The sequence below is a fragment of the Asanoa sp. NPDC049573 genome, assembly GCF_040676615.1.
Taxonomy (GTDB): domain Bacteria; phylum Actinomycetota; class Actinomycetes; order Mycobacteriales; family Micromonosporaceae; genus Asanoa.
In genome coordinates this window covers 267,143-286,095 of the sequence record NZ_JBFAPI010000003.1, presented here as the reverse complement: position 1 = coordinate 286,095, position 18,953 = coordinate 267,143, and the positions used below count along the sequence as shown (strand labels likewise).

Genomic DNA, 18,953 nt, shown 5'->3' with positions numbered 1-18,953 from the left:
CACGCGACGTCAGGCGGTGCGGCGCTGGAACAGCAGCGCCGCCCAGCCGAACGCCACCACGGTGATCCCGCCGAACCAGATCAACGCGATCCACCAGCTCGAACCGATCGGCGTACCCATCAGCAGGCCCCGGGTGGTCTCCACGATCGGCGTGATCGGTTGGTGCTCGGCGACGCCTCGTAGCCAGCTGGGCAGGGTGTCGACAGGTACGAACGCGCTGCTCACGTAGGGCAGGAAGGTGATCGCGAAGGTCGCGCCGCCGGCGGCGTCGACGCTGCGCACCAGCAGGCCCAGGCAGGCCGACAGCCACGAGATCGACAGCATGCACAGCGCCAGGAACCCGGTCGCGGCCAACCAGCCGCCGACACCGGCCGCCGGACGCCAGCCGACCATCAGGCCGACGCCGACGACCAGGGCCATCGCGACCAGGTTGCGGGCCACACTGGCGACCACGTGCCCGGTGAGGACGGCCGAGCTGACCACCGGCATCGACCGGATCCGGTCGATGATGCCGCCGACCATGTCGTGCGTGACGCTGACGGCGGTGGTCGACGCGCCGAACCCGGCACACACGATGATGATCCCGGGTACGACGTAGTTGACGTACTCCGTGCCCGCGTCGATCGCTCCGCCGAAGATGTAGACGAAGATCAACATCAGCATGATCGGCAGCATGACCGCCAGGAGCAACGCCTCGACGTTGCGCGCGGAGATGCGAAGGCTACGGCCGATCAGCGCGAGCGAGTTGTCGACGGCCCAGTAGGCGCTGGTCATCGGGGGTTACCTCCGGTCAGGGCGAAGAACACGTCGTCGAGCGTGGGTCGGTGGATGGCGACCTTCTCGACCGTCGCGCCGAGCTTCTCCATCCGGTCGAGCAACTCGCGGACCTCGCCCGCGCTGCCGGTCGTCGCGACCGTCACCGATCGGTCGGCCGAGGACAGGACGGCCGCGCCCAGGTCCGCCGCGGCCAGCACCCGGTCGCTCGCCGAGCCGAACTCGAGTTCGACCCGCTCCTCGCCGATCCGCACCTTGAGTTCGGCCGCGGTGCCGTATGCGACCGTTTCGCCGTGATCGATCAGCATGATCCGGTCGGCCAGCTGATCGGCCTCCTCCAGGTATTGCGTGGTCAGAAAGATGGTGCTGCCCGCGCCGGCCAGGTCCCGGACGAACGACCACATCTGCTGCCGGCTGCGCGGGTCGAGGCCGGTGGTCGGCTCGTCGAGGAAGATCACCGGCGGCCCGGTCACCAGGCTCATCGCGAGGTCGAGCCGGCGCCGCATGCCTCCGGAATAGGTCTTCACCAGCTTGCGGCCGGCCTCCGCGAGGTCGAAGCGGTCGAGCAACTCGGCCGCCCGCCGTTTGGCGCCGGCCCGGCCGAGCCGGCGCAACCGCCCGACCAGGACCAGATTCTCCAGTCCGGTCTGCAACTCGTCGACCGCCACGAACTGCCCGGTGAGGCTGATCTTCTGACGGACCTCGAACGCCTCGGCCCGCACGTCGTGCCCGGCCACCTCGGCCCGGCCCGCGTCCGGCCGGACCAGCGTCGCGAGGATTCGCACGAGCGTCGTCTTGCCCGCCCCGTTGGGCCCCAGCAGCCCGAAAACCGTCCCGGCCGGCACGGCCAGGTCGATTCCGCTGAGCACCTGTTGGCCGCCGTAGGACTTCCCGATTCCTGAAACGCGGATCGCGTCCACGCCCCGCCCCCTAAACTGTTTATGCCCTACACGAATCAGTTTAGGCTATACGCAGTTCTAGGATGAAGCAATGTCCGACCTGCCACCCGGCGTCGACGTGCTGTGGGGACGCCGCGAGCCGGCCAAGCGCGGCCCGCGCCCCAACCTCAGCATCGAGCAGATCGTCGACGCGGCCATCGAGATCGCCTCGGCCGAGGGGCTCGGACCCGTCTCGATGAACCGGGTCGCCGAGAAGCTCGGGCGCTCGGCGATGTCGCTCTACCGCTACGTCCGCAACAAAGACGAACTGCTCCAACTCATGATCGACGTGGGCGCGCAGAAGAGGCCGCCGCCGGAGCCGGACGAGACCGTTGGCTGGCGACCCAACCTGGAGCGCTGGGCAATCGAGCTGGTCGAGCTCTACCGGCAGATGCCCTGGGTGCTCAACGTGCCGCTCGGCCCGACGCCGCCGATCGGGCCGGGCCAGCTCGCCTGGCTCGACCGCGCGCTGGCCTGCTTCCGCAAGACCAACCTGCCGGTCGAGATCCGGATGGGTGTGGTCCTGCTGCTCCTGACGTTCATCCGTGGGCAGGTACGCATGGCGCAGGAGATCAACCAGGGTGCGGTCGGCCAGGGAACGGGTGCACCCAGCTACGGCGACATGCTGCGCCAGGTCGTCGACAAGGACCGCTTCCCCGCGCTCGCCGAGATCGTCGACCACGAACTCTTCGACGACCCCAACGGGGGGATGAGCGAGCAGGAGTTCGACATGGAGATCCAGTTCGGCCTCACCATGATTCTCGACGGCATCGAGCGCCTGGTGGCCAACTTCGAGGAGGAACAGTGACGGATCCGCTGGTCGCGCGGATGCGCCCCTTCGGCACCACGATCTTCGCCGAGATGTCGGCGCTCGCCGTCAAGACCGGCGCCGTCAACCTCGGTCAGGGCTTCCCCGACACCGACGGTCCGCAGGAGATGCTCGACGCCGCCGCCGACGCGATCCACTCCGGACAGAACCAATACCCGCCGGGGCCGGGCATCCCAGCGCTGCGGGCCGCGATCAGCGCGCACCAGCGACGGTTCTGGAGCCTCGACTACGACCCCGACGGCGAGGTGCTGGTCACGGCTGGCGCGACCGAGGCGGTGGCCGCCGCGATTCTGGCGCTCTGCGAGCCCGGCGACGAGGTGGTCTGCTTCGAGCCCTACTACGACTCGTACGCGGCGTCGATCGCGCTCGCCGGTGCGGTGCGCCGGCCGGTGACGCTGCGACCGGGCGCCGACGGGCGTTACGCGGTCGACCCCGACGAGTTGCGGGGCGCGTTCGGGCCGCGTACCCGGATGGTGTTGTTGAACTCCCCGCACAACCCGACCGGCAAGGTCTTCACTCGCGCCGAACTGGCCCTGGTGGCCGAACTCTGCCAGGAGTTCGACGTCTACGCGGTCACCGACGAGGTCTACGAGCACCTGGTCTTCACCGACGCCGCGACACCGCACGTGCCGCTGGCGGCGCTGCCCGGCATGCGCGAGCGCACGCTGCGCATCTCGTCGGCCGGCAAGACCTTCTCCTGCACCGGGTGGAAGATCGGCTGGGCCAGCGGGCCGCGCGAGCTGGTCTCGGCGGCGCTGCGGGTCAAGCAGTTCCTGACCTTCGTCAACGGCTCGCCGTTCCAGCCCGCGGTCGCCATCGCGCTGGGCCTGCCCGACGCCTATTTCGACGGCTTCCGCGCCGGCCTGGAGGGACAGCGCGACCTGCTCGTCGCGGGGCTGCGCGACGCCGGCTTCGAGGTGCTGGTGCCGGAGGGCACCTATTTCGTCACCGCCGACATCACCCCGCTCGGCGGCACCGACGGTGTCGAGTTCTGCCGCTCGCTGCCCGAGCGCTCGGGCGTGGTGGCGGTGCCGACCCAGGTGTTCTACGACCACGAAGACGCCGGCCGCCGCCTGGTGCGGTTCGCGTTCTGCAAGCGGCCGGCGGTCCTCAACGAAGCGGTCGCCCGCCTTCGGAAGAACTAGATCGGTGATGCCGTACGCACGACCGCCGCGAGCCGCTCCGCCACCTCGTGTGCGGTCTCGGCGGTCGACGCCTCGACCATGACCCGCACCAGCTGCTCGGTGCCGGACGGGCGGAGCAGCACCCGGCCGGTGTCACCCAGCTCGGCCTCCGCCGCGGCGGCCGCCTCACGCACGGCCGGCAGCTGGGCCGCGGTGGTGCGGTCGCCGACCGGCACGTTGATCAGCACCTGCGGCAGCTTGGTGACCACGGCGGCCAGCTCGGCGAGCGACTTGCCGGTGGCGGCGATCCGGGCCAGCAGGTGCAACCCGGCGAGCACACCGTCACCGGTGGTCGCGTACGCCGGCATGATGATGTGTCCGCTCTGCTCGCCGCCCAGCGCGAGCCCGGAGGCCCGCAGCTCGTCGAGCACGTAGCGGTCGCCGACCTTGGTCTCGACCAGCTGGACGCCCTCGGCCTTCATGGCCAGCTTCAGGCCGAGGTTGCTCATCACCGTGGTGACGAACGTGTCGCCGGTCAGCGTGCCGGCCTCGCGCATGGCGAGCGCGAGGATGGCCATGATCTGGTCGCCGTCGACCTCGGTGCCGTCTGCGGTGACCGCGAGGCAGCGGTCGGCGTCGCCGTCGAGCGCGATGCCCAGGTCGGCGCCGTGCTCGACGACGGCCGCCCGGACGGCGTCGAGGTGGGTCGAGCCGCACCCGTCGTTTATGTTGAGGCCGTCGGGCTCGGCGTGGATCGCGATCACCTCGGCGCCCGCCTCGCGGTAGACGACCGGGGCGATGTCGGCGGCCGCGCCGTTGGCGCAGTCGATCACCACCTTGATCCCGGCGAGCGACTGGCTGACCGAGCCGACCAGGTGTTGCACGTAGTGGTCCGCACCGTCGAGCAGGTCGTGCACGCGGCCGACGGCGGCGCCGGTCGGCCGGACCCAGTCGGCGGTGCCGGCCTCGATGGCCGCCTCGATCCGGTGCTCGATGTCGTCGGGCAGCTTGTGCCCGCCGGCCGCGAAGATCTTGATGCCGTTGTCGGGCATCGGGTTGTGCGAGGCGGAGAGCATCACGCCGAAGTCGGCCTTGGTCTCGCCGACCAGATAGGCGACCGCCGGCGTGGGCAGCACGCCGACCCGCACCACGTTGGCACCGGCGCTGGTCAGGCCGGCGACGGTGGCCGCCTCGAGCATCTCGCCCGAGGCCCGGGGATCACGGCCGACGACGGCCAGCGGCGGGTGGGACCGGTCGACTTCGGCGAGGGTACGGGCGGCCGCGACCGCCACGGCGAGCGCGAGCTCGGGGGTGAGGTCGGCGTTCGCCTTGCCACGTACCCCGTCGGTGCCGAAGAGACGGCCCATCTGAACCTCCGCAGTGGATTGGTCGCGGGAATGCCAACGGCCGGGCTGCCACCGCCCGTGGCGATGGCAATCCCGGCCGTATGGTCAGTGAATCAACGCTTGGAGTACTGCGGAGCCTTACGGGCCTTCTTGAGACCGTATTTCTTGCTCTCCTTGACGCGGGCGTCACGGGTGAGGAAGCCGGCCTTCTTGAGCGCCGGACGGTCGTCGACGTCGTTGGTGATCAGCGCACGGGCGATGCCCAGGCGCAGCGCGCCGGCCTGGCCCGTGATGCCGCCGCCACGCAGGTTGGCGATGACGTCGAAGGCCTCGGCCTTCTCGACGGTGCCCAGCGGCTCGCGGATCAGCTGCTGGTGGACCTTGCTCGGGAAGTATTCCTCGAGCTCGCGACCGTTGCAGGTGATCTTGCCGGTGCCCGGCACGATGCGCACCCGGACGATGGCTTCCTTGCGCCGCCCGACGGTCTGGATGGGACGGTCGCCGCGCGGTGCGCGGGTAGCGGGCGCGGGTGCCGGAGCGGTGGCCTCGGCGACGGCGACCGGAGTGGGCGCGCTGATGTCGGTCATCTCTGTGGCTTCCTCGTCCGCGCTCACTGCGCGATCTGCTTGATCTCGAAAGGCACCGGCTGCTGGGCCGCGTGCGGGTGCTCGGCGCCGGGGTAGACCTTCAGCTTCTTGATGATCTGACGGCTGAGCTTGTTGTGCGGGAGCATGCCCTTGACGGCGAGCTCGACCGCGTGCTCGGGGCGCTTGGCCAGCAGCTCCTCGTAAGCGACCTGCTTGAGCCCGCCCGGGTAGCCGGAGTGCCGGTAGGCCACCTTGGTCTGCCGCTTGTTGCCGGTCAGCGCCACCTTGCCGGCGTTGATGATCACAACGAAGTCGCCGGTGTCGACGTGGGGGGCGAAAGTCGGCTTGTGCTTGCCGCGCAGCAGCGTGGCCGCGTGGGTGGCCAACCGGCCCAGCACGACGTCAGACGCGTCGATGATGAGCCACTGACGCTCGATCTCACCCGGCTTCGGGCTGTACGTACGCACAGGTTTACCTTGTCTCGTCGTCGGTCTGGGGTCGCACGCCAGAAATGTTCGCGTCGCGCACAACAGCAGACAACGATACCTGCTGCGAGCAGGCAGGGTCAAAACGAGGTTGTGCTCTAGCGCGACGTCAGTCTACCGCGAGGCGGTAGCCGCGTTTCACCACGGTCTGCACCACTCTAGGGATGCCCAGTCCGGCGCGCAGCCGGGCCACCGCCATCTCGACCGCGTGCTCGTCGGCACCCCGGGGCAGGGTGCGCAGCAGGGCGGCCCGGGGGAAGACCCGGCCGGGCTCGGCGGCCAGCGCGCGGAGCACCGCCATCGGCCCCGGCGCGAGCGGCCGGAGGACGCCGTCGACCACGGCGGCGTGGCCGCGCAGGGTCAGGTCGTGGCCGGCCGCGCGCACGCTGACCGCCCGGGGCGGCAGTTCCTTGATGATCGTCCGGGCCAGGGCACCCACCCGGGCCCGGCGCGGCGCGACCACCGGCACGCCGTGGCGGCGCAGCGGGGCCGCCGTGACCGGCCCCACGCAGGCGGCCAGCACGTCCGAGCGGAGCGCGTCGAGGAGCGGCTCGATATCGGGGCCGGCGGCCCTGAGCAGGGCGTGCACCGCTGGGGCGGAGGTGAACGTCACGGCGTCGACCAGGCGGGCGGCGATCAGGTCGACCATCCGGTGCAAGGGCGCCGGGTCCAGCGGCGGTGCCCAGCGGTAGACCGGGATCTCGATCACGGTGGCGCCGGCGGCCTCCAGCGCCGCGGTCCACTCCGGCTGGCGTTCGCCGGGCAACTGCATGGCCACCACCTGACCGCGTACGCCCCGGTGGCGCAGGTGGTCGATCACCTCGGCGTAGCTCTCGTCGACGGGTTCGGGCCCGCCCCGGACGCGTGGGTCGCGGGTGACCAGGTAGGCCTGGGCCAGCACGCCGCGCAGCGGTTCGGCCAGGCCCCAGCCGTCGGCGGCCTCCAGCCAGCCGCGCATGCCGATCGAGGTGTTGGCCACCACGATGTCGGGCGGGCGGTCGAGGCACGCCCTGGTCGCGGCGCGTAGTTCGGTGTCGTCGGCCAGCGGCACGATGCGCAGGGCGGGCGCGAGCACGACCCGGGCGCCGCGCTCCTCCAGCAGGGTCGCGAGCGCGTCGCGGGGCCGGTCGGCCGTGACGCCGACGGTGAAACCGGTCAGCTCGCCGCGCATGTCCGGAAGCGTGCAGGTGTCCCGTTTCCACGCTGCGTCCCGTTTGTTTCGAAAGTGCTAAGACCATCTCACCGTACGCTTGGGCGTACTCTCGGAATGCCTTTTGGTATGGTCCTTGGTATGACCGCCAAGGTGACCCTCTCGTTTTCCGACGAGACGATCGAAGAGGCCCGCCGGTTCGCCAAGCGCGAGGGCCTGTCCCTGTCCGCGTGGATGGACCAGGCCGCCCGCGAGAAGGCGGTCCGCGAGCTGTTCACGGCGCACGCGGCCGCGGTCGGCCGGGCCGGTGCCGATCTCGAGGCTGCCGCCCTGGCCGACGAGCGAGAGGTGGCGATGGTCGACGACGCCCTGTTCGGAGGCGACGGGCGTGCAGCGTAGGGGCGAGATCTGGCGCATCAACGGCGCCCGTGAACGCCTCGGGCTGGTGATCAGCTCAGACCTCTACAACAGCACCGACGTGCCGATCCTGATCGTGGCCGAAGTGGTCGAGTCCGATCTGCTCCGCGACTCGCCGCTGGCGGTGACGATGGGCTCCTATGTGGTCATGCCCGACCGGCTGTCGTCGCCGATGAAGAAGTGGTTCAGCGAGCTGGTCGAAGTCGCCGACAGCGACACCATGTTCCGGGTCTCGCGGGCCCTGCGCATCCTGCAGAACCTCTGACACTGAGTAGTTATCCACAGTCTCCGATTGGCGGGTGGCGGTCCGCGATGCAGGGCCGTACCGTGCCCGCATGGCCTATCGGACCTGGGGCAGGGTGTTGCTCGCGGCGCTCGTCGTCGGCCTGCTCGCCGGTGCCGGCCAGCTCGGCTTCGCCTACGGGCTGGGTGTGGTGCGGTTCGCCCGTGACTTCGAGCAGCTGTCCGGCCATTGGACGGCGCACCTGGCGTGGGTGGCGTGGTTCGCGATGCTGGCCGCCGTCGCCGGCGCTCTCGCGGGCAACTGGCTGGCCGGCCGCGACGGCCTGCCGGCCACGATCGCTTCGCGGGTCGCGGTCGCGGTCGCGGGCGGTGTCGGCGCGCTGGCGGTAGCACCACTGGCGATGCTCCCGGCCCGGGCCGCCACGACCGGCGACGGCAATCCGGTGGCGATCGCCGGCCTGTCGGCCGCGCTGGGCGCCCTGGTCGGCGTGTTCGCGGCCGTGGCGGTCCTGTCACAACGGGTGGCCGGTCTCAACCTGGGCGCCGTCACCGTGGTGGTCTGGCTGATCGCCCTCCTCTCGGTGGCGCCGTCGCTGGGCCCCGACGATCCGTTGCCGGAAGTACGCCTCGGCGTGCTCGACGCCACGTGGCTCGGTGAGGGTCTGGCGCAGCGGCTGGCCGTGATCGTGATGCCGGCGATCGCGCTGGCGGTCGGCGCCTTGATCGGGGCCCTGGCCCGCTGGCGGGGTCTGCCGATGATCCCGGTGGCCGTGTCCGGTGTGGTGGGTCCGGCGCTGCTGGCCCTGGCCTATCTGATCGCCGGCCCCGGCAACGACGCCGACCGCTACCAGGCGGCGCCCTACTGGGGCGCCCTGATCGCGGTGGCGGCCGGTGGGCTCGGCTCGGTGCTGGCCTCGGTGGCGCGGCAGCTCACCAACGGGGCAACCGGCGCGAGCGCCCCGGCGCCCGGCCCCGGGCCGCGGCACAGCGACCACACGGCCGAGGTCTTTCCCAGCTACGGCGGCTCGGGCTCTGACCCGTCCCACGAACCCACCGAGCCCGAGAAGGACCTGTTCGGCAACCCGAGACACGAACAGCGCGGATCGGCCGACGCAGACCTCTCCACCACCGGCGGCGGGGTCGGCCCCGACGACCGCGACCGACCCGGCAACACCTCTTTCACCGGCTTCGGCCGCGGCGGATCGACCAGCATCTCCGAGAGCAGCCACGACCCCCTCGGCAGCCCGGAGAGCGACGCCACTTTCAGCTTCGGCGGCCGCTCCGGCCGCGACGACCCCGATCCCCTTGCCAGCCGCGACGGCGACACATCGGTCAGCCGCTTCGGCCGCGGCAGCCGCGAAAGCGACGCGCCTTTCAGCGGCTTCGGACGCTCGGACAGCAGCCGCGAACCGGTCGGCGGCGGCGAAAGCGACGCGCCCTTCAGCGGCTTCGGACGCAGCGCATCGACCAGCAGCGACGACCGCGACTCGCGCGGCTCCCGCGAAAGCGGCGGCTCGTTCAGCGGCTTCGCCGGTGACGATCCCGTCGGCAGCGCCGAGGGTGACGCGACCTTCACGGGTTTCGCGAGCAAACGCGAGCCGCTCGGCGGTTCTGGCGCCCGGTCCGAGGGTGGTTCGGCGTCGTCCGGCGAGATCGCCGCCAGGCGCGCACGTGATCTGAGCGACATGGAGCGGTCGACGGCGCCGCCGGCCGGCGGCCGGCGGTCGCCGTCCGGCCCGGCGCCGGCGGGCGCGTCGCTGTTCAACCCACCGACTCCGGTAGCGCCGCCGCGCCAGCCCGAGGTGGTCTCACCGCCGCCGGGTCCCGAGCCGACGCCGGTCCGGCCCTTCGACCGGCAGAGCACCGCCGGGCCGGGCGACTGGCGCACCGACCGACCCTCGACGTTCGCGACCCCGTCCGTGCCCGTGGTGCCGGCCACGCCGGCGACCGGGTCCGAGCGGCGCGACGACGCCGACCTGCATCAGCGGCCGACCTCGATCCGGCCGCAGTCGCCGGCGCCGAGCGCGAGCCCGCGCCGGCCCGGCCACGGCGAGGGAACCGGCGCGATCGACCTACCCGAGCGGCCGGGCCAGGCCGCAGGCGCGGGTTGGGCGGGCCGCACCGACCCGGCCGGTCAGGCCAGCGGCGAGATGCCCGACTGGCGGTTGGCACCGCCGGCGTGGTCGCCGCCGCCACCGGTGACACCGGGCGAGCCGGCCACCGGGTCGAGCACGCCCGACACCGCCCCGCCCGCCGCCGGCCCGAGCGCGCCCGCCACCGCCCCGGCCGCCGAGGCCGCGCCGGCCAAGGCACCGGAGCAGAAGCGCCGCGGCCTCTTCCGCCGGAAGAACAAGTCCGAGCCGGCACCGGCCGCCGAGCCGGCCGAGACCGGCTGGGTCGAGGTGCCGCCGGCCGGCGGCGCCGGCTCCGACCAGCCGACAACCGGCGACCCGACCCCGACCGGCCCCAGCGGCTTCGGCTTCGGGGGCCTGGTCACCGGCCGCTTCGGCGGCGGCGACGACGCGACGGCCGACAACCGCCCGGACCGCGATCCGGCCAGCGGCATCCCAGACCTCGGCCGCAGCCCCGGCGACAGCGACCCGGCGGCGCGAGACCTCGGAACTAGCGGCTCCGGCCGCCACGGCGGCGAGTCCGCGGGCCGGGACCTGGGCCCGGCCAACCGGCGACGCAACTCCTGGGACTCCGACGACGCCACCGCGGCCGACCCCGGCACCAGTGGCCGCGGCACGAGCCGCGGCCCAGGTTCGTGGGACCCCGCGGCCGCCAACCGGCAAGACCAGTCAGACAGCGCCGCCCGCCGGCACCGCGGCTCGTGGGACTCGGCCGGTGCCGACGAGCCAGGTGCGGCCGGCGCGGGCCGCGGGTCGTGGGACCCGGCCGCGAGCGCCGGTCAGGACCCGGCCGCCGGCGGCTCCCGGCCAGCCGAAACAGACCGGCCAGCCGACACAGACCGGCCAGCCGACCGGAACACGGGCCGCAAGGCCGGCCGCGCCCAGCGCCACCTCCGCAGCGTCGACCTCGGCGCCGGCAACGACGACGGCAGCTGGGACATCGACGAGCCACCGACCAAGGAAGCGAAAGACGAGGACAAGGACGGGGAGAGCCCGACGACCCCGTCGCGGGGGCTCTTCCGCCGCAACCGCAACAACACCTCCGAGACCGCCGACCAGCCCGCCGACGACGCGCCCGAGCAGCCCCGTGGCAAGCGCGGCAAGGGCGACAAGCCGCTCCGCGAGCGCGACGAGGAATACGTCGACTGGGTCACCGGCCTCAGCGCCCCGGAGCCGGTCAACGAACGCCGGCGCGACGAGACGCCGCGCCGGTCGTTGCGGTCGACGACACAGCGGAAGGACGACTGACCCGTCCCACCGGGCGGTCGACCCCGTGGGCTCGACCGTCCCGGGCGAGAAGGCCATCGAGAAGGTCGTCGAGACCGACACCGCTACGCGGAGAAGGCCGCGAAGCTGGGCCAGCCGAAGTGGTTGAGCGGACCGCTGCCGTTGCCCAGCTTCCAGTCGCGGGCGCCGACGAGGCCGCGGGCGACGTATTCCTTCGCCACGACCAGCGCTTCGAGCACGTCGTCGCCAAGGGCCAGGCGGGCGGCGATCGCGGCCGAAAAGGTGCAACCGGTGCCCCGGCTGTTGCGGGTCTGCACCCGCGGATAGCGCAGGAACCGGGCGCCGGCATCGGTCCAGACCGCGTCGACCGCCTCGTCACCGGCCACCATGTCGCCGCCGGTCACGACGACATATGTCGGCCCGTTGGACGCGATCTGCGCCGCCGCGCCGGCCATGTCGGCCGGGGTCGAGACCTGCCAGCCGACCAGCGCCGACGCTTCCTCGCGGTTGGGCGTCGCCACGACCGCGTACGGGAGCAGCCGCTCCAGCGCGCTGATCACGCCCCGCCGGCGGCCGGACGCCGACTCGAGCACCGGGTCGACCACCAGCTTGGGCAAGGCACCGGCCCGGGCCTTCGCGGTCACGGCCGCGGCCGCTTCGGCGGTCGCCAGCATGCCGACCTTCACGGCCGCGATCGGCATGTCTTCTAGCACGGCCGAGAGCTGTGCCGAGACCACGTTGCCGGGTAGTTCGAAGACGTCCTGGACGCCTCGGGTGTTCTGTGCCGTCACCGCTGTCGCCACGAACGCGCCGTAGAGCCGCATCGCCGCGAACACCTTCAGGTCTGCCTGTAGCCCGGATCCCGCGCTGGAGTCCGAGCCGCCGACCGCCAGCACCGCGAGTGGTGTCATGGGTTCCTCCCGCCTCTCGTCCTACACGGGTAGCACGGGAGGCGGGACGGGCGACGGACTAAATCGCACTAACGATCGACAGTGGGGTCACCCCAGGGCGCGCAGCGCCGCGAGATCCTCGGCCGAGGGCTGCCAGGCGGCGGCCGCCGCGTTGGCGCGGATCTGGCCGGGCGTGGTCGCGCCGGCGATCACCGAGGCCACGGCCGGCTCCGCCGCGAGGCCGCCCATGGCGACGTCGAGCAGAGACAGATCGCGTTCGTCCGCGTACTGCTGGTAGGCCTCGATGCGATCCCACGGCGCATCCGCCAACCGCCGCGCGAACCGCTCCTTGGTCAGCCGGGTCCCGGCTGGCGCCGCCTGGCCGCGCCGGTACTTCCCGGTCAGCAGCCCGCTCTCCAGCGGGAAGAACGGCAGCACGCCCAGCCCGAACTTCTCGCAGGCCGGCACGAGCTCGGCCGCCACCTCGCGGTGCAGCAGGCTGTAGTGGTTCTGCGCGCTGATGAACGGCGCCCAGCCGCGGGTCTTCGAGATCCAGGCCGCGTCGGCGACCTCCCACGCGGCGAAGTTGGAGCAACCGATGTAGCGCACCTTCCCCGCGGTCACCAGATCGTCGAGCGCCGAGAGCGTCTCCTCGATCGGCGTCGACCGGTCCGGCTCGTGCATCTGGTAGAGGTCGATGTAGTCCGTCTCCAGCCGGCGCAGCGAACCTTCCACGGCCCGCATCACGTACCGACGCGCGCCGCGGGCGCCCAGATCGGGGCCGTTGATGCCCGACATCGACATGCCGAACTTGGTGGCCACCACGACGTCGTCGCGGCGGCCCCTGAGCGCGGCGCCGAGAAACCGCTCCGACGCCTCGTGGCGGGGGCCGCCATAGGTGTCCGAGGTGTCGAAGAAATTGATCCCGACTTCGAGCGCGGCATCGACCACATCATGCGCGCCGTCCGCGTCGATATCGCGGCCGAAGGTGTTGCAGCCGACTCCGGCAACGGACACGACCAGTCCCGAATTGCCGAGCCGGCGATAGGTCATCGCACTCACGCCGTACTCCAGAAAAGAAGGGGTTGTCACACCGTGCGCCCGTTTCCGCACCGCGGGCGACGGTGTCGGCCGATAGCCCACGCCTTAACACGTGGCACTATCCTTTGCGCGGGCATTGCTAGAGTCTGACACCTTGTGGCGGCCACCTATTTCGGTCGCCCCCCGATGGGAGCGTGGACCGGAATGACGGCAACCAACAGGTTCCAGCAGCGGTCCGCCGCGACGGAGCCAGCTGACGTCACGGCGCCGGAGCGGCTGGACGTGACGGTCGTGCTGCCGTGCTACAACGAGCAGGATCACGTGCTGCTCGAGATCGAGCGGATTTCCGCCGCGATGGATCGCAGCGGCTACAGCTACGAGCTGCTGGCCATCGACGACTGCTCGACCGACAACACCCTCGCCGTCCTCCGCGACGCCGAACTGCGCTTCCCCAATCTGCGCGTGATGCCCTTCCACCGCAACGGCGGCTCCGGCACGGCCCGGCGGATCGGCACCCGCGAGGCCCGCGGCGAGATCGTCGTCTGGACCGACGCCGACATGACCTACCCCAACGAGCGCATCCCCGAGCTGGTGCAGCTGCTGGAGAAAGACCAGAACATCGACCAGGTGGTCGGTGCGCGCACCAGCGAGCAGGGCACGCACAAGATGCTCCGGGTGCCGGCCAAGTGGGTCATCCGCAAGATCGCCGAGCGGCTCGCCGGCCAGAAGATCCCCGACCTCAACTCGGGCCTGCGGGCGTTCCGCCGCGAGGTGTCACTGCCCTACCTGCGGCTGCTCCCGCCCGGGTTCTCCTGCGTGACGACCATCACGATGGCGTTCCTGCACAACCAGCACGACGTGCGTTACGTGTCCATCGACTACGCGAAGCGCGCCGGCTCGTCGAAGTTCCACTTCGTCCGCGACGCCTACCGCTACATCCTCCAGGTCGTCCGCATGGTCATGTACTTCAACCCGCTCAAGGTGCTGATGCCCCCGGCGCTGTGGCTGATCGGCATCGGCCTGGCGAAGATCATCTACGACGTGATCGCCCACCCGGTCCGGGTCGCCAACAACACCGTCATGATTTTGATGGCCGGGCTGATAATCGGGGCCGTCGCATTGCTGGCCGACCTCATCGTGCGGTCCCGCGCGGAATAGCCGCCACGCCATGACCGCCACCGACGTCGCACAGCCTGCGCAGACCGCGGAAGAGCCGCCCCGCCCCACGACTTCCAAGGAAGACCGCTGGGGCTGGGCCGGCGTCGGCGCGATCACCGTCGTGCTCGCCGTCTCCTTCATCCCCCGGCTCAACCTGCCGTTCGGCGACAACCACATGGGCCGGATCATCAGCCGCTACGCGCTGCATCTGGCCAACCTGCACGAGAAGGGCATCGTCGGCTCCGACTTCAGCGCCGACTGGGAGCCCTACAGCAATGCCGCCTACGCGCACCACCCGCCGCTGCTCAACATCCTGACGGCGCTGTTCGGTTCGTTCCCCGGCGACCAGCCGATCGAGGTGTGGCTCGCGCCCTACCTGCTCGCGCTGCTCGTCGTCCCGGCCGGCGCCGCCCTGCTGCGCGGCTTCGGCCTGCGCTGGACGGCCACGCTGCTCGCCGTCGGCCTGATGGCGTCGACGACGTTCTTCTGGGTCTACAGCCCGATCATGTTCGACCTGGGCCCGATCCTGCTGATCTCCGCGGTCGTGGTCGTGCTGCGCCGCAAGGACTACCAGCCACCCCGCTGGCTGCTGGTCATCGCCTGCATCGCGGCCCTGCTGGCGACCATGGTCTCCTGGCCCGGCATCGGCTTCGCCGGCGCGATGGGCCTGTGGCTCCTGCTCGGCCGCCGCAAGATCGACCGCGTGGTCCTCTGGGTCGGCGGCGCGATGGTCGTCGGCCTGCTGATCAGCCTGACCTTCATCGTCGGCGTCAGCGGCATCGCCGACCTGACGCACCAGGCCGAGTTCCGCACCCAGGGCGGCACCTTCACGGCCGAGCAGTTTCTGCGCCGCCAGGGCCGCAACCTCGATGCGCTGCTCCCGATCTGGTACCTGGTCCTGCTGGCCCTGGGCACCCTGGCCGGGCTGTGGGACAAACGCACCCGCCTCTACATGGCGTTCGCGCTGCTGTTCAACATCTTCTGGACGGTAGGCCTCAATAACGGCGCCTACATCCACGACTACTGGGACTACCCGGTCATGATCCTGGGCCTGGTCGGCATGGGCGTGCTGATCGACCGCGTGATCGCGTTCCTACCGGGCAAGCTCACGCTGGTCGGCGCCACCGCGGCCGGCCTGGTCCTGACCGCCTGGCTGGCCTTCATCGTGACGGGCAAGACCGACCGCAGCTACGTCGAAACTCCCACCGACGCGGGCACGCTGGTCTCCCAACACGATCCGGCACCCGACCAGACGGTCGCCTGGGTAGCCGGCGGCGGCCTGTCCACCCCGCGCTGGTTCGCCTACTACTGGGACATGGCACCGAAGGCCGTCACGCCCGAGGTGCTGGCCAGCAACCAGGCCAACCCCGACGACCTGGTCCTGATGGACCTCCGCAAGGTCCCCACGTGGCTCCCGAAGACCATCGGCGACCGCGCGGCGGCCAAGCAGGGCCATTACGCCCTGCTGCGCATCTCAGACCTCAAGGCTGCGGAAATCACGCCCTGATTCGTGACACGAAGAAGCCGCCGCCTCGATCGACATCGAGGCGGCGGCTTTCTTTTGACTCGGGTCCGCCGTGGGCGCGACCGTCGCTCCCGCCAGAGACCGCTTCGCTGCCAGGCCCGCGGTGGGCCCAGCCCAAACCGCGGCGGGAGCGGTCAGGCCGGGCGTTGGGCGACCGCGACCAGGCCGGGGCCCTTGCCGGTGCGCAGGCGCTGCAGCCCGATCCACGGCGCGACCGCAAGCTTGATCATGGCTCCGGCCGCCGCGCCGCTCGGCTGCAGGATGCGGCCGGAGCCCGAGGTGCGCTCCTCGGCCGTCTCGCCCTCGGCGGTCTTGCCGCCGGCCAGCCGGTCGCGGACCGAGTCGAGCAGATAGCCCAGCGGCCAGCCGTAGTGGATCATCTTGACGTCGACGGCGCCGGCCTCGGTCAGGCGCGCGGTCAGCCCGGGCGCGTCGTAGCGGCGGTAGTGGCCGACCAGTTCGTCCCACGGGCCGAACCGGTCCGGCTCTGACGGGACCGACAGCACCAGGTGGCCGCCGGGCTTGACCAGGGGCAGCCAGCCCGCCAGCGCGGCCGCGTCGTCGGCGATGTGCTCCAGCACCTCGAACGCGCAGACCACGTCGTACGTCGTGCCCTCCGGCACCTTGTTGTGGTCGCCGTGGATGACCGTGCCGCCCAGCGGGGTGATCCGGGCGTGCGCGGTCTCGAAGCTCTTGTCGTCGGGCTCCGCCGCCAGGTAGGTGCCCATCCGTGCCAACCGGGTGCCCATCGCGCCCTGCCCGCAGCCCAGCTCCAGGATGGTTGTCGGGCGCAGGCCGGCGACCACCCGGCTCACGACGTTCCAGCGCAGCGCGGCCCGGGGGGCCAGGGGCGGGGTCTGCGGCGTTGTCATCGGGTCTCCTGCATGGCGGGGGGTTGGGGGGAAAGGACCTTCGCGCGGATCGGCTCGACAACGGTGGCGGCGGCGAACCGGGCGGCGGCGCGCGCCTCGGCCTTGCGCTGATAGCTCGCGAGCAGCGCCGGGTCGTCGGCCAGTGCGCGCAGCGTCGCGGCCAGCGCCGAAGCATCACCCGGGGGTACGAACAGCGCGTCGTCGCCGAGCGTACGGCGCTGCGGCGCGGTGTCAGAGGTGACGATCGCGCACGCGGCCGCGGCGCCCTGGAAAACCTTGGTCGGCACCACGTTCTGGGCCTTCTCGGTCGTGCCGAAGATGCCGAGTGATACGTCGTGGGCGGCCACGAGCGACGGCAACTCGGCCGCCGTCACCCAGTCGACCCAGGTGACCCGCGAGTTCGCGGCGGCGGCCGCGCGGCAGGCCGCGTAATCCTGACCCTTGCCGACCATCGTCACGTCGATCCGGTCGTCGCCGGCCAACTCGGCCAGCGCGGCACCCAGATATTCGGTGCCGTGCAGGGGCGTGAACAAACCGACGAAGATGACCTTGAGCGGGTCGGCGGACGACACCGGCCGCGCGGCACCGGCCGCGAACCACTGCTCGCCCGCGCCGACCAACGCCACCACACCGCGGGGCGCGGCGTCGGCCGGCAACGCGGCCAGGTGCTCATCGGTGTCGACGACGACCACGTCGGCCGAGCGCAGCGCGCCCCGGTCGATCCAGCGCATCAGCTTCGACTTGAGCCCGCCCCCGCCGGTCAGCGCGCGGTCACGGGCCGTGCCGGCCGCGGAGACCAGGTGGTCGAGCACGATCGGCGTGCGACGGCGGCGGAACAGCAGCCGGGCCAGGCGCACGTCGAAATGCCCGAGATAGCCGACCAGGACGGCGTCGGCGGGGCCGGCCCGGCGGGCGCGCACCGCGAGCAGGGTCCAGCAGCGCGCCAGCAGCCAGGCCAGCTTGGGCAGCCGCCATGGTTGGCGCAGCATCGCGACGCGTCCCGCGGTGTCGAGCTCGAGCGGGACGTTGACCTCGACCACTTCGTCACCGGCGGCCCGGAGGCCCTCGATCAGGACGCCCACCCGGGGGTGCCGGTGCACGTCATAGGTTCCGAAAGCGAGCCAACGCACCGCGGTAGCGTAACGGACCCGCGCCGAACCGGACGATCAGGGCAGCAGGCCCTGGCGCTATTCGCTCGCGACCGCGGTCGATGCGGCCGGTGCCGGGTCGGGCACCGTGTCGATGTCGGGTGCGTTGATGATCGGCCGCTTGCGCTTGCGGTCGGTGAGCAGCGCGATCGCCGGCCAGGCCAGGTCGGCGACGGTCATCAGCAGCCGGGAGACCAGCGCGGCGACCAGCGCCACCGGCTCGCTCACCGAGCCGGCGAGCAGCACCACCAGCGCCGTCTCGCGGGGGCCGAGACCGGCCGGGGCGATCGCCAGGAGGAAGCCGATCGACCAGGCGCCGGCGAACGCGGCGATCGACCGGACGATCAGGTCGGAACCGCCGGCGCCGAAGTCGAGCAGCAGCGCCCACAGGTGTGCGCCGTAGCAGAACCAGGTCGCGATCGCCCAGAAGACGGCGAGCCCGATGCCCTTGGCCGACAGCGGCTTGGGCATCGCCTCCCGGCGGGCCAGCCGCATGGCCAGCGCCAGCAGCCGGTTGAGCACCGGCGGCAGCAGCACCACGACCGCGATCGGCACGGTGAACAAGGTCCACCAGTAGTTGTGCCAGGCCTGCCCGCCGAGCAGCGGCAGCACCACCGCGGTGAGCAGCAGGCCGGTGCCGAGCGTGATGAACATGGTGATCAGCACGGCGGCGGCCGACGACCGGCCGGGCACCTGGTAGGCCTTGCCGAGCCGCATCTGGGTCAGCACCGGCCAGACCTTGCCGGGCAGGTATTTGCCGAGCTGGCCGACGAAGAAGATGCGCATCGCGCCGGTCAGCGGCACGTGGCTGCCGAAGTCGGCGAGCAGCACCCGCCAGCCAAGGAACGAGCACCAGACCGCGGCCAGCGAACCGACCAGCGAGAGCGCGATGGCCGACACCGAGAGGTCGCCGATCACGCCCTGCACCTCGGACCAGCGCTTGCTCACCGACCAGGCCACATAACCGACGAACGCCACGGTGATGACGATCTCGGCGACCCGGCGCAGCACCGACTTGCGCTTTTTCACCGGGGGCGACGCGGGAGCTGACACACGAGCACGATACC

Annotated in this window: 18 protein-coding genes; 7 read left to right on the top strand and 11 right to left on the bottom strand. The window is 71.6% G+C overall.

Going from position 1 to position 18,953, the window contains the following annotated elements; all coding sequences use genetic code 11:
• Positions 1-9 precede the first annotated feature (9 nt).
• Complete coding sequence (locus AB0J74_RS08330) at positions 10-774, bottom strand: ABC transporter permease (RefSeq protein ID WP_363445976.1); 765 nt, start codon at positions 772-774, stop codon at positions 10-12.
• The gene (locus AB0J74_RS08325) at positions 771-1,694 is read right to left on the bottom strand and encodes an ATP-binding cassette domain-containing protein (protein ID WP_363445974.1); all 924 of its coding nucleotides are present in this window, start codon (positions 1,692-1,694) and stop codon (positions 771-773) included. Before AB0J74_RS08325 ends, AB0J74_RS08330 begins: the two co-directional genes overlap by 4 nt.
• Before the next feature lie 70 nt (positions 1,695-1,764).
• On the opposite strand from AB0J74_RS08325, the gene AB0J74_RS08320 reads away from it, so the two are divergent.
• Entirely contained in the window at positions 1,765-2,520 is a 756-nt protein-coding gene (locus AB0J74_RS08320) for a TetR/AcrR family transcriptional regulator (protein ID WP_363445972.1), read from the top strand.
• Entirely contained in the window at positions 2,517-3,686 is a 1,170-nt protein-coding gene (locus AB0J74_RS08315; RefSeq protein WP_363445970.1) for a pyridoxal phosphate-dependent aminotransferase, read from the top strand. The genes AB0J74_RS08320 and AB0J74_RS08315 overlap by 4 nt, the downstream gene beginning before the upstream one ends.
• Here AB0J74_RS08315 and glmM read toward each other — a convergent pair.
• The 4 genes from glmM to AB0J74_RS08295 form a co-directional block, all read right to left on the bottom strand.
• Positions 3,683-5,032, bottom strand: a complete 1,350-nt coding sequence (glmM, locus tag AB0J74_RS08310; RefSeq protein WP_363445968.1) for a phosphoglucosamine mutase — start codon at positions 5,030-5,032, stop codon at positions 3,683-3,685. The two genes, AB0J74_RS08315 and glmM, sit on opposite strands and share 4 nt — an antisense overlap.
• A gap of 92 nt (positions 5,033-5,124) precedes the next feature.
• The gene (rpsI, locus tag AB0J74_RS08305; protein ID WP_363445966.1) at positions 5,125-5,598 is read right to left on the bottom strand and encodes a 30S ribosomal protein S9; all 474 of its coding nucleotides are present in this window, start codon (positions 5,596-5,598) and stop codon (positions 5,125-5,127) included.
• 23 nt (positions 5,599-5,621) lie between these two features.
• Positions 5,622-6,065: a 50S ribosomal protein L13 gene (gene rplM, locus AB0J74_RS08300; RefSeq protein ID WP_363445964.1), complete on the bottom strand. Its 444-nt coding sequence runs from the start codon at positions 6,063-6,065 to the stop codon at positions 5,622-5,624.
• 127 nt (positions 6,066-6,192) lie between these two features.
• Positions 6,193-7,254: a uroporphyrinogen-III synthase gene (locus AB0J74_RS08295; protein ID WP_363445962.1), complete on the bottom strand. Its 1,062-nt coding sequence runs from the start codon at positions 7,252-7,254 to the stop codon at positions 6,193-6,195.
• A 120-nt stretch (positions 7,255-7,374) separates the two neighbouring features.
• Here AB0J74_RS08295 and AB0J74_RS08290 point away from each other — a divergent pair, with 120 nt between their 5' ends.
• From AB0J74_RS08290 to AB0J74_RS08280, 3 genes are all read left to right on the top strand, one after another.
• Positions 7,375-7,632 (top strand): DUF6364 family protein, encoded by a 258-nt coding sequence (locus tag AB0J74_RS08290; RefSeq protein ID WP_363445960.1) that lies wholly within the window; start codon positions 7,375-7,377, stop codon positions 7,630-7,632.
• Positions 7,622-7,915, top strand: a complete 294-nt coding sequence (locus AB0J74_RS08285) for a hypothetical protein (RefSeq protein ID WP_363445958.1) — start codon at positions 7,622-7,624, stop codon at positions 7,913-7,915. The genes AB0J74_RS08290 and AB0J74_RS08285 overlap by 11 nt, the downstream gene beginning before the upstream one ends.
• Positions 7,916-7,985: 70 nt before the next feature.
• Positions 7,986-11,273, top strand: coding sequence for a hypothetical protein (locus AB0J74_RS08280; protein WP_363445956.1), 3,288 nt, complete (start codon positions 7,986-7,988; stop codon positions 11,271-11,273).
• An 83-nt stretch (positions 11,274-11,356) separates the two neighbouring features.
• Here the strand turns inward: AB0J74_RS08280 and thiD are convergent, their stop codons facing one another.
• Together thiD and AB0J74_RS08270 are read right to left on the bottom strand one after the other, a co-directional pair.
• Positions 11,357-12,163, bottom strand: coding sequence for a bifunctional hydroxymethylpyrimidine kinase/phosphomethylpyrimidine kinase (gene thiD / locus AB0J74_RS08275; protein WP_363445954.1), 807 nt, complete (start codon positions 12,161-12,163; stop codon positions 11,357-11,359).
• 87 nt (positions 12,164-12,250) lie between these two features.
• A complete protein-coding gene (locus AB0J74_RS08270) occupies positions 12,251-13,195 on the bottom strand; it encodes an aldo/keto reductase (protein WP_363446592.1) in 945 nt (314 codons plus the stop codon).
• A gap of 192 nt (positions 13,196-13,387) precedes the next feature.
• Between AB0J74_RS08270 and AB0J74_RS08265 the strand changes: the two genes are divergently transcribed.
• Together AB0J74_RS08265 and AB0J74_RS08260 are read left to right on the top strand one after the other, a co-directional pair.
• On the top strand, positions 13,388-14,341 hold the full coding sequence (locus AB0J74_RS08265) for a glycosyltransferase family 2 protein (RefSeq protein ID WP_363445952.1): 954 nt from the start codon (positions 13,388-13,390) through the stop codon (positions 14,339-14,341).
• A 10-nt stretch (positions 14,342-14,351) separates the two neighbouring features.
• The gene (locus tag AB0J74_RS08260; protein ID WP_363445951.1) at positions 14,352-15,848 is read left to right on the top strand and encodes a hypothetical protein; all 1,497 of its coding nucleotides are present in this window, start codon (positions 14,352-14,354) and stop codon (positions 15,846-15,848) included.
• A 152-nt stretch (positions 15,849-16,000) separates the two neighbouring features.
• Here AB0J74_RS08260 and AB0J74_RS08255 read toward each other — a convergent pair whose 3' ends face one another.
• From AB0J74_RS08255 to AB0J74_RS08245, 3 genes are read right to left on the bottom strand one after another with little or no spacing between them, the layout of a single operon-like run.
• Positions 16,001-16,738: a methyltransferase domain-containing protein gene (locus AB0J74_RS08255; RefSeq protein ID WP_363445949.1), complete on the bottom strand. Its 738-nt coding sequence runs from the start codon at positions 16,736-16,738 to the stop codon at positions 16,001-16,003.
• The gene (locus AB0J74_RS08250; protein ID WP_363445947.1) at positions 16,735-17,868 is read right to left on the bottom strand and encodes a glycosyltransferase; all 1,134 of its coding nucleotides are present in this window, start codon (positions 17,866-17,868) and stop codon (positions 16,735-16,737) included. The genes AB0J74_RS08255 and AB0J74_RS08250 overlap by 4 nt, the downstream gene beginning before the upstream one ends.
• 57 nt (positions 17,869-17,925) lie before the next feature.
• A complete protein-coding gene (locus AB0J74_RS08245) occupies positions 17,926-18,939 on the bottom strand; it encodes a lysylphosphatidylglycerol synthase transmembrane domain-containing protein (RefSeq protein ID WP_363445945.1) in 1,014 nt (337 codons plus the stop codon).
• Between the last annotated feature and the right edge of the window lie 14 nt (positions 18,940-18,953).